This is a genomic window from Collimonas sp. OK607 (assembly GCF_900111995.1).
Taxonomy (GTDB): Bacteria; Pseudomonadota; Gammaproteobacteria; order Burkholderiales; family Burkholderiaceae_D; genus Collimonas.
The window spans coordinates 145245-155510 of record NZ_FOKF01000008.1 but is presented as its reverse complement, the minus strand read 5'-3'; the positions used below and the strand labels follow the sequence as shown (position 1 = coordinate 155510).

At 54.6% G+C, this 10266-nt stretch carries 7 protein-coding genes and 1 pseudogene; 6 read left to right on the top strand and 2 right to left on the bottom strand.

All coding sequences use genetic code 11. The annotated features are described in order from the left end of the window. Positions 1-36: 36 nt before the first annotated feature. Entirely contained in the window at positions 37-219 is a 183-nt protein-coding gene (locus tag BM029_RS25575) for a hypothetical protein (RefSeq protein ID WP_139217209.1), read from the bottom strand. Between the two features lie 124 nt (positions 220-343). Further along, positions 344-1087 (bottom strand): annotated as a pseudogene (locus BM029_RS08300) (reverse transcriptase N-terminal domain-containing protein); the annotation flags it as partial. Positions 1088-2279: 1192 nt separating this feature from the next. Between BM029_RS08300 and BM029_RS08290 the strand changes: the two are divergent. The 6 genes from BM029_RS08290 (at position 2280) to holA (ending at position 10252) form a co-directional block, all read left to right on the top strand. Continuing rightward, positions 2280-2864: an outer membrane protein assembly factor BamE gene (locus BM029_RS08290; RefSeq protein ID WP_092434604.1), complete on the top strand. Its 585-nt coding sequence runs from the start codon at positions 2280-2282 to the stop codon at positions 2862-2864. A 49-nt stretch (positions 2865-2913) separates the two neighbouring features. Beyond that, positions 2914-3720 carry a 4-hydroxy-tetrahydrodipicolinate reductase gene (gene dapB, locus BM029_RS08285; RefSeq protein ID WP_092434602.1) on the top strand — a complete coding sequence of 269 codons (807 nt, stop codon included), beginning with the start codon at positions 2914-2916 and terminating at the stop codon, positions 3718-3720. Positions 3721-4097: 377 nt separating this feature from the next. After that, positions 4098-5633, top strand: coding sequence for a DUF535 family protein (locus tag BM029_RS08280; RefSeq protein WP_092434599.1), 1536 nt, complete (start codon positions 4098-4100; stop codon positions 5631-5633). 263 nt (positions 5634-5896) lie between these two features. Next, on the top strand, positions 5897-8542 hold the full coding sequence (leuS, locus tag BM029_RS08275; protein WP_092434596.1) for a leucine--tRNA ligase: 2646 nt from the start codon (positions 5897-5899) through the stop codon (positions 8540-8542). Positions 8543-8644: 102 nt separating this feature from the next. Continuing rightward, positions 8645-9217, top strand: a complete 573-nt coding sequence (lptE, locus tag BM029_RS08270) for an LPS-assembly lipoprotein LptE (protein WP_244544960.1) — start codon at positions 8645-8647, stop codon at positions 9215-9217. An 18-nt stretch (positions 9218-9235) separates the two neighbouring features. Continuing rightward, positions 9236-10252, top strand: coding sequence for a DNA polymerase III subunit delta (gene holA, locus BM029_RS08265; RefSeq protein WP_092434590.1), 1017 nt, complete (start codon positions 9236-9238; stop codon positions 10250-10252). The last annotated feature ends 14 nt before the right edge of the window (positions 10253-10266 follow it).

The window sequence follows — 10266 nt, the reverse complement described above, 5'->3', positions numbered from 1 at the left end:
ATACCCGCGCATAGAGCGCAATCATTGCAACTTTGCTCATCGCGCACCTCGCTTGAGGGTCGCTTGCTTGGCCGCAGCAGGCCGCGTATCGGACGGCTGCGCCGTTGCGCGTGCTTCGATCGGACTGATCTGCTCGTACGTTTTTTGCAACTGCTCTTGGGCATAGCGGTTCGGTTCGAAAGCCAAACGTACACGCCAATTTTTACGTCTTCGGGTCATCTCTGCACCTCCCTGTCAGCGGGAGTGACCATCTCAAGAACGAGATCCACATCAACGTCAGAACAGCTTCTGGACCACGGCGCCAGGCACTCCCTTGAAATGCGCAGCCCCAATTTTATACGGCAGTTTGCTCTGTTGTTGGTGGCGTTATGATGCCGCCCTGCGGCGTACCTGCTGTAGTGGCGAGCAACTGCTTCCGGTCAACCACCCCGGATTTCAACCACTTCCGAAGGATCGATTTGTCCATACCAATATTGTCGAGCATCCAGTCATGATTGATGTTGTCGAAGAAGCCCTCGATGTCTGCATCTAGTACCCATCGGGCCGAACCCTTCCGGCTTGTCAGGATAAATATTTGAGACATCGCGTCGGCCGTTGAACGATTTTTCCGGAACCCATACGAGTTCGGATCGCTCAACGTTTCCAAAACCGGATCCAGTGCAAGCAAATGCAGGGCTTGCATGGCCCGATCCTTCATGGTGGGGATGCCCAAAGGCCGCATCTTCCCATTCGGTTTTGGAATATAAACCCTCCGAAGTGGCAGGGGCTTATACCGTTGCTTTTTCAACGTAGCAATTGCATCGTATTTCTGCTGTGGAGAGTTCCACAATTTGCGATCTACACCGGCGGTGTTTTTGCCTTGATTCTCAGTCACCCGTTTCACTGCCAATGCTCTAGCCGAGAACGAGTGGGTCAGCCCTCTTTGTAGAGCTTTCACCCTACGCCAATCGCCGACCTGCGTTGCCTTCATTAAGCGAATCTGCATGACTCTCACGTTCTTCTGAACTCGCTTCCAGTCAATGGAAGTCCATTCGTTAGGAACATGTGAGGACGCAGAATTCACTCTCTTGCCGTGAATTATTTTCATGCTGTACCTCGGAATGGTGTTGCCCGCCGAGGACGCAACTTCTCCCCGAAGGGATAAACTGCATCCCTTCGGGGCGTTGAAAAATTACACGCTATTGAATCATTTCAAATTGCTTCATGACTGTTACCACCATGCGGAAGTCTGCACCTTTTCAGGTCAAGACAAATTTTGAATCTCTATCCAATCCATTACAGATTGGCGTTCGCTTTTTCCGCAATCCCATACCTCCTCCGCCATGGGCATCCCTTGCGGTTTGCTTGCCTTCGATGACCTGAAGACGGCGAGTGAGGCTTACCACGTTCTCTAAGATACCGTGCGCGACAGAAACATCGCGACTCGCTGTTTAGGACCTGTCTATCCCCCTGTGATTACATGACGACGTACTCCCACAGACCAAGGGAGTAACCAATCACACACCTTTTGGTTAAGGCCAACAGCAGGTTGGGCCTTTCGATAATTGAGAGGGTTCAAACGACAGTTCACATTACGTTGTCCATGCAGCAATAACCTAGCCCCTTAACCACCTTCCTGCTGGTAGTATCCATCGACTCACTCGCATGAATTCGATGCTGAAAACGTCTCAAGGGTACATTGTCATCAAGGCTTCACACCCCACCGTTGCCAGTGACGCATGCTTGATTAGGTTACGAATGGTCGTACATCCGGTCGTAGCATCTTCCATTTCAATTTCAAAATGGATGAGTACGACAAGGTATCTCAGAGCTTTGCGCTCTTTGTATTCATTGCTGATTTCCGCTTGTTTTAGACCCACGAACGGGTTGCCTTGACGTCTTCCGGTAAGAGGACGCCTGCCTACAAAATATTTATTTAATAGAGGAAAATTTTGTTGTGGCGAGACAACGCTTTGCCAGCTTTTTGAGCAAAATAACCCGTGAGGAACGTGTGAAGACGGTAATCAAACCCGTTTCACATGATCAAGGACCGGTCTTTTTTGGCATTGCGCCTGGTAATTAAACGTCTTTTCGTTAGACGAAAAGATATAGCCCTTGATAACCTAAGTTAGAGAGCCTACGATAATAGTCTTTAAAATCAAGACTTTATCGCACGTTTTGCGGAGAGGTACAGCTTCTAATACTTGCCGTGAACTTCCGGCGTTAAGCGACACACGTGTCGCACGATCTGCTTTATCATATAGCGTTTTAGCACTGTTGCTCAATCAATTGAGATCCTTATGCGCATGTTGCTCTCCCCAGTACGTACCTCCACTTTGACCGCTGCAGTTGTCTTCATGGCCGCTTTGGCCGGTTGCGCATCGAAGAATCCGCTGATTGACCAGCCCGCTGCTACTGTGCCCACCGGTACCGCCGCAGACACTGCAGCCGCTGCCGCTGCTGACACCAGCGGGGTTCAAACCGTAAAGCATCGCCGCTTCCTGGGCATTTTTTCGCCCTATCGGATAGATATCCAGCAAGGAAACTTTGTCTCGAAAGAAATGTTGGCACAAGTTAAAGAAGGCATGACGCGTGAACAAGTGCGTTTTGCACTCGGTACGCCGTTGGTGACCGATCTGTTCCATGAAGATCGCTGGGATTACGTGTTTCGCCTGCAAAAGGGTAATGGCGAAGTCACCACCAGCCGCGTCAGCGTTTTCTTCAACGGCAACCTGCTGGCACGCGTCGATGGCGGTAACCTGCCTACCGAAAACGACTATCTGGATAGAATTTCAGGCGGCGCCGCAGAAGCCAAGAAGAGCCTGAAGAACCTGGAAATGGCGCCAACCGCGCCTGCCGCACCGGTGCCAGGCAAAACCAATTAAGTAATTAAGTCATCAAAATTAACCAACTGTTCAGATCGTCGAATTAACAATGACTCAGATGAAAATAGCCGTTGCAGGTGCATCGGGGCGCATGGGGCGCATGCTGGTTGAAGCAATTCAGAACGCCGACGATGCGCAGCTGGGCGGTGCGCTGGGCATGCCGGATGCACCGGAATTAGGAACTGACGCCGCCGCATTCCTGGGCAAGCCGGCCAATGTCCTGATTGAAGCCGATCTGGCCAAGGGCTTGGCGCAGGCAGCTTATCTGATCGATTTCACGCGTCCCGAGGGCACGCTGAAGCATCTCGACTATTGCGCCGCCCATGGCATCAAGATGATTATCGGCACCACCGGCTTCGATGAAGCCGGCAAGGCGGCGATCGCGGCAGCGGCAAAAAAGACTGCCATCGTGTTCGCGTCCAATATGAGCGTCGGCGTCAATGTCACGCTGAAATTGCTGGAAATGGCAGCCAAGAGCTTTTCCCACGGCTACGACATCGAAATCATCGAAGCCCATCATCGTCATAAGGTCGATGCACCATCCGGTACCGCGCTGATGATGGGGGAAGTCGTGGCCGATGCACTCGGGCGCAAGCTGGACGACGTTGCGGTCTATGCCCGCGAAGGCATCACCGGGGAACGCGATCCATCCTCTATCGGTTTTGCCGCCATCCGCGGCGGCGATATTGTCGGCGACCATACCGTGCTGTTTGCCGGTATCGGCGAACGCGTAGAGATCACGCACAAATCCTCTAGCCGCGTTACTTACGCACAGGGCGCCTTACGCGCCGCACGTTTCTTGCGCGACAAGAGTAGCGGCCTGTACGACATGCAGGACGTGCTGGGCCTGCGCTGAATCTCTGAATATCCGCGACCACCGACAAACTGTTTGTGGCATTCTGAAGCTGGCCTTCAACAAACCACTCTCTCCAAAGTAATTCTCCGCACCCGGTGGCCACCTGGCCTTACCGGGTTCGTCCCTGCCCGCATCACATCTACCTCTCCACAATCTCCCTCCGCTAGTCCCGCATTTCGCGTCTGCATCATTAATTTCTTCTTGGCAATTTAATAATTTCATCAAACGATGCTCCTCCGCAGATTTGCATGTAACATCCTATTTTTATTTGTATCTTTATGTGTCACAAAAGTCACGAAGCGAACACCGCTCTATCCGATCGCATTTTGATCATGTTTTTTGCACCATTCCACACCCCCTTTTAATCGCCCAGGCACATGACTCTGTCCTCGTACAATCACCTGTTGTGGTCGACATTCAATGCTCCTGCCGGATACATCGGCATTCCGTTCATGCTGGCGCTGGCAATCGCTGAATGGGGGGTATATCTGGTGCCGACCAGCCTGGTCGCCTTATGGATTAGCGGCAGTCGGACTACCCGCCGCCTTTCTCTCAAAGCGATCGTCACGACAGCTGCCGCGGTATTGGCCAGCAAAGTCATTGCGCTACTCTGGAGCGCCCTGGTGCCAGACGCGTGGAACAATTACCTGTACCAGGCCAAAAGCGCGCATTGTGTTTCGCCTAACGTCACGATTGCCGTCATCCTCGCCACCGGATTGACGCTGTGGACGGCAAAAGCCATCAAGATCAAATGGGTCGGTGTATTGCTGGTGATACTGTCGCTTGCCGTCAGCTGGGCCAAGATCTTTCTTGGATTGCACTATCCGCTGGATATTTTTGGCGCCGGTCTGGTCTCCCTGGCGATAATGCTGGCCATGAACAGCAGGTACGGCAAGCTGGTCAGCCATGAGACCATCAGATTTCTCAACGGCCGCCTGCAAAACCTGACATTGCTGTCGGAAATATCCCATCTTTTGTATTTGCGGCCGCCCTTTCCGAGAATCGGCAACAGCGGGCCGCGCATTACGCTATACACTTGCCTGACGCACTCGCCGCGCGGCCTGTCCTACTTCGCCAAACTACTCAAACTGAGCGTCCGCACTGTGCTGCATTATCAACAAACGCAACGCTGGCTGGCCTATTGGAATACAACGCCGATGCATGCCAGGCTGGCGCAAGCTACGCCCAGGCTGTTGCAAAAAATCTACCGTCCCTACCAGTCGTTGCGCCTGCGCAGCCAGGACCGGTTGAATATTCTGGTGAGCCACTATGACTTCATTTTCCGGCAAGGTCTCGGCCCGCTGATCCTGCACGCAACCCAGGCACCGCTGTTGCTAGGCAGCTTCAGCGGCAAATCCGGGACTACCTATGAACTGCGGCTGTCGGCGATTGAAAGACTGGACCGCGAAGGCGAACTGACACTTGACCTGTGCAACGATCAAAAACTCTTGTTCTCGGTCGCCTTCACTTTCTATGGCAGTGAACTGGTCCCATGCGTCGGTATAGGTTGCCTGCAAGGTCCGCGCGGCAGCGATTCCCAGGAACGAGTGCGCAGCGCCACCCGCGACATGTTCGGGCTGCGGCCAAAGAGCCTGATGCTGCGCCTGGTGCGAGAAATCGGCCGTGTCTACGGCTGCAAGAAGCTGATCCTGGTGGGAAATCAGAATCGGGTCATGTTCCATCAAATCCGCACAGGCAAGGTACTCGCTGATTATGATGATTTTTGGCAAGAAATAGGGGCTATCCGCCGCCCGGACGGTGAATATCAGCTTGCGTGCGACGCCATTGCTGCTCCCGACCTGCAAGAAATTCCCTCACATAAGCGCTCGGAAGCGCGTAAACGCATCGAACTGACAGAACGCGCAATCCAGGCCGCCCTGACAGGCTTTTCGAGCACATTCAACGCTGCCTGAACCGGCTCGGTTTTCCAGCCAACCATCAAGTATCACGTGACTCCACGTGTACCGTACGCTAAAGCGGCATCCGAACCAGTATAATCACCGGTTCGGATGCCAAGAATATTGGCTCAGCAAGTTCCCATTCCGATTCGCAACGACCAAAGCTATCAGATTCGTCCCGGCTGCCGTACGATTTACTACGGTGACCTTTACTGCAGACGACCTGGCGCCTTGTTCTCTTTGCAACGCGGAATAACATTCACCTTTTAGCTCCCGTCATGCAAGAAAAATACAGCCCAACCGACGTCGAAAAATCAGCGCAAGACTATTGGCAATCCATAGACGCCTACAAGGCCGTCGAATATGCCAAGGACAAGAACGGCCAGGACAAAAAGAAGTTCTACGCCTGCTCGATGCTGCCCTACCCTTCCGGCAAGCTGCACATGGGTCATGTGCGTAACTACACCATCAATGACGTGATGTACCGCTACCTGCGGATGAATGGCTACAACGTCTTGATGCCGATGGGCTGGGATGCGTTCGGCATGCCGGCGGAAAACGCTGCCATGGCCAATGGCGTACCACCAGCGCAATGGACCTATGCCAACATCGCCCACATGAAGACACAGTTGCAGGCGATGGGACTGGCGATCGACTGGTCGCGTGAAATGACCGCCTGCACGCCGGAATACTATAAGTGGAACCAGTGGATGTTCCTGAAGATGCTGGAACAAGGGATCATTTACAAAAAGACCGGTACCGTGAACTGGGATCCGGTCGACCAGACCGTGCTGGCCAACGAACAAGTAGTCGACGGCCGCGGCTGGCGCTCCGGCGCGCTGATCGAAAAGCGTGAAATCCCGATGTACTACGCCAAGATCACCGATTACGCCGAAGAGTTGCTGGAACACGTAGAAACCAAATTGCCGGGCTGGCCTGAACGCGTACGCCTGATGCAGGCCAACTGGATCGGTAAATCGACCGGTGTGCGTTTCGCCTTCCCGCACAAGATCGAAGAAAACGGCCAGCTGATCCAGGATGGCAAACTGTGGGTCTTCACCACCCGCGCCGACACCATCAAAGGTGTGACTTTCTGCGCCGTGGCGCCGGAACACGCCCTGGCTACTTTTGCCGCCAAGAGCAATCGGGAACTGGCTGAATTCATCGCCGAATGCAAAAAGGGCAGCGTCATCGAAGCCGACATGGCAACGATGGAAAAGAAAGGCATGCCGACCGGCTTGTACGTCTCGCATCCGCTGACCGGCCAGCAAATCGAAGTATGGGTTGGCAATTACGTCTTGATTACCTACGGCGACGGCGCCGTCATGGGTGTACCGGCGCACGACGAGCGCGACTTCGCGTTCGCCCAGAAATACGTGCTGCCGATTCGCCCGGTCATCGCGGTACCAGGTAAAACCTACTCCGACGAAAGCTGGCATGAGTGGTATGGCGACAAGGAAAACGGCGTCTGCATCGATTCTGGCAAATATGATGGCCTCAACTACCAGCAAGCAGTCGATGCGGTTGCTGCCGACCTGGCAGCGCACGGTCTCGGCGAAAAGAAGATCACCTATCGCCTGCGCGACTGGGGCATCTCACGCCAGCGTTATTGGGGCACCCCGATCCCGATCATCCACTGCGGCGAGTGCGGCGATGTGCCGGTGCCTGAAAAAGATCTGCCGGTGATCCTGCCGGAAGACTGCGTGCCGGATGGCAGTGGTAATCCGCTCAACAAAAACGAAAAATTCCTGCATGTCGATTGCCCCAAATGCGGCAAGCCGGCGCGGCGCGAAACCGACACGATGGATACGTTCGTCGACTCGTCCTGGTATTACATGCGCTATTGCTCGCCGAAGAGCAACGACGCCATGGTCGATTCCCGCAACGATTACTGGATGCCGATGGACCAGTACATCGGCGGCATCGAACACGCCGTGCTGCATTTGCTGTACGCCCGTTTCTGGACCAAGGTCATGCGCGACTTCGGCCTGGTCAAGTTCGACGAGCCGTTCACCAACCTGCTGACGCAAGGCATGGTACTCAACGAAACCTATTTCCGCGAAGATGCCAGCGGCAAGAAGATCTGGCATAACCCGGAAGATGTCGAACTGACATTTGACGATAAGGGCCGGCCGTTGACGGCCATCCTGAAAACGGACGGCGCGCCAGTTGAAATCGGCGGTACCGAAAAGATGTCAAAGTCGAAAAACAACGGTATCGACCCGCAAGCCCAGATCGACCAGTACGGCGCCGACACGGCGCGCCTGTTCACCATGTTCGCCTCGCCACCTGAGCAAACCCTGGAGTGGTCGGGTACCGGCGTGGAAGGTGCGAATCGTTTCCTGCGACGGGTCTGGGCATTCAGCTTCGCCCGTGCCAGTGGCATTGCGCCAGGCGTCGCTACGGATTTTTCCGGATTGAGCGATGTCCAGAAAACCCTGCGCCGTGAAGTGCACAAGATTTTGCAGCAAGCCGACCATGACTTGAAGCGGATCCAGTACAACACGGTGGTCTCGGCCTGCATGAAAATGCTGAACACCCTGGAAGCTGCCAAACTCGATCAGTCGCCGGCCAGCAACGCGGTATTGACGGAAGGCTTGTCGATATTCCTGCGCGTACTCAATCCGGTGGCGCCGCACATCACCCACACGCTGTGGCAGGAACTCGGCTTTGCCGCGGCACATGGCGACATCCTTGACGCCAGCTGGCCGCAGGTGGACGACAAAGCGCTGGAACAGAGCGAAATTGAAATGATGATCCAGGTGAACGGCAAGCTGCGCGGCAGCATCACCGTTGCCAAGGATGCCGACAAGGCCAGCATCGAGGCTGCAGCGCTGGCAAACGAAAATGTTCAGAAATATCTCGAAGGGCCGCCGAAGAAAGTCATCGTGGTGCCTGGGAAGCTGATCAATATCGTTGCGTAATGTACTGGTTCGCAAGTACTTCCAAAGCAGGCCGGATGCATGCGTCCGGCCTTCAATCTTGAAACAAGGAATGTCCGAATGTTGAATAGAATGCCTCTCAGAATGCCTGCAGATTCCGGCACATGGCTGCGCTGGCCATTGATACTGATCATGACGGCGATGCTGTGCGCCTGCGGCTTTCATCTACGCAGTTCGGCTAACTTGCCATTCAAGTCTCTGTACATGACGTTTGGCGCCAACTCGCCCCTGGGAATCGAGTTGAAACGCAATATCCTGGCCAGCGGCAATACACAAGTGCTGCCGACTGCGACAGGTGCCGAAGTGATACTGGAGGTACTTGGCGAAACCCAAGAGAAAATCATCCTGACCACCAACAGTTCCGGCCGCGCGAGCGAATATATGCTGTATTACAGACTGACTTTCCGTGTGACTGACGCGGAAAAAAAGGAATTGCTGCCGGCGACTCTGATTACATTGAAGCGCGACATCAGCTATAACTCGTCGCAAGAATTGTCCAAGGCTGCGGAAGAGGTATTGCTATACCGCGACATGCGAAGCGACATGGTGCAACAGGTTCTGCGCCGCCTGGCAGTGCTCAAGACAGCGCAGCCAACCCAGCCAGATCAGCCAGCAGCCGCTCCGGATACCGCGCCGGCTACCGTTCCTGTCAAATAACCAGCTAAAGGTCAGTTAATGCAATTGCGGTTCGACGCGCTCGACGGTCATCTGGCGAAAACCCTGGCGCCCTTGTACGTGATCACCAGCGACGAGCATCTGCTGGCGCTGGAGGCATCCGACAAGATACGCAAAAGCGCGCGCAGTAACGGTTGCAGCGAGCGCGATGTGCTGGTGGTCGACCGTAGCTTCAAATGGGGAGAGCTGCTGGCTGCCAATCAGTCGCAATCGCTGTTCGGCGATAAAAAGCTGATCGAGTTGCGCATCCCGACCGGCAAACCGGGCAAGGATGGCGGCCAGGCTTTGCAAAACTATACCGCGACGCTCAATCCCGACAACGTCACCATTATCAGCTTGCCCAAGCTGGACTGGGCGACGCAAAAGGCGGCCTGGGTGGCCACGCTGCAGCAAAGCGCTGTGTATATCGATATTCCGCTGGTGGAGCGGGCCCATTTACCTAACTGGATCGGTGTCCGGTTGGCAGCCCAGCAACAAAGCGCAGACCGGCAATCGCTGGATTTCATTGCCGATCGGGTCGAAGGCAATCTGCTGGCGGCGCATCAGGAAATCCAGAAACTGGCTTTGTTGCATCCACCCGGCAAACTAAGTTTCGAGCAGTGCCACGATGCAGTCCTCAACGTCGCGCGTTATGATGTCTTCAAGCTCAATGAGGCGATGCTGGTCGGCGATACGGCGCGCCTGGTGCGCATGATGGACGGCTTGAAAGGTGAAGGCGAAGCGCTGCCACTGGTGCTATGGGCGGTCTCCGAAGAAATCCGCACCTTGTTGAAATTAAAATCGGCAGCCAGCCAGGGACGCCCGATATCCGCGTTGTTGAAGGAATATCGCATCTGGGGGCCGCGCGAAAAACTGATGGAGCCGGCGCTGCGACGCCTGAGCCTGGCGACGCTGGAAGCGGCATTGAAAGACGCGGCGCAAATCGACAAGATGGTTAAAGGTTTGCGTGCCAAAGCGTTTTCCGGCGATGCCTGGGATGCTTTATTGCAGTTAGGTTTAAAAGTCGCACATATTTGATAGTTGATAGAACA